Annotated in this window: 1 protein-coding gene; it reads left to right on the forward strand. The window is 48.8% G+C overall.

Annotated features, from left to right (window positions below; translation table 11 throughout):
• Positions 1 to 838, forward strand: an 838-nt coding sequence (locus tag HWX74_RS19930; protein WP_176015324.1) for an RHS repeat-associated core domain-containing protein, incomplete at both ends; no start/stop codon positions are given.

Raw genomic sequence — 838 nt, forward strand, 5'->3', positions numbered from 1 at the left:
GGTATTTGTGGGGCGAAGACCTCTCCGGCAGTCTGCAAGGCGCCGGCGGGGTCGGCGGGCTGCTGGCGGAAAAGCGCGGCGGACAGACCTATCTGCCGGTCTATGACGGCAACGGCAATATCATGAGTTACCTGAACGCCTCGACCAAGGTCTCGGTGGCGGAGTACATCTATGACGCCTTCGGCCGCACGATATCATCGAATGGCGCGGAGGCCGACAACTTCACCTATCGATTCAGCACGAAACCGGTGGACGGCAATGGGCTTTACTACTATGGTTACCGCTACTACGATCCGCAGCACGGAAGATGGATCAGTCGCGATCCGATCGAAGAAAACGGCGGCGTGAATCTGTACGGGTTCGTCGGAAATAATGCTATAAGCTATATCGATGTGAGTGGACTGTATTCGATTGATTTTCATTATTATACAATTTATTACTTGTTAAGAGCAAAATGTTGGTCTCCTGAAGAAGCTAATATAGTTGCTGGCTGGTCTCAATATTTGGATGTAAGTTCCAAAACTGATGCTGTTGCAAGGAGTAAACGAAGAGATTATGAAACATCGGCTAAATATCATTTTCCTGGTTCTACTGAGTATTCTGCAACAGTGAGAGACGATCCAGCGACCCGGGATGAGGTTATAAAGGCTTTCCGTGCTTATGAAGAAGGAGGTTTTGGGGTCACTGTAAGATTAGGAGCATGTCTTCATACTTATGCGGATAGTTGGGGACATGAAGGATTTACAGCTTGGTGGAATAGCAGTATCAATCGGCGGACAGGTAGTATGCGTCCTAATATTGGACATGCAGATGCAGCAGATGGAGGTAGTGCTCCAGA

It is taken from the genome of Victivallis sp. Marseille-Q1083 (assembly GCF_903645315.1).
Taxonomy (GTDB): Bacteria; Verrucomicrobiota; Lentisphaeria; order Victivallales; family Victivallaceae; genus UMGS1518.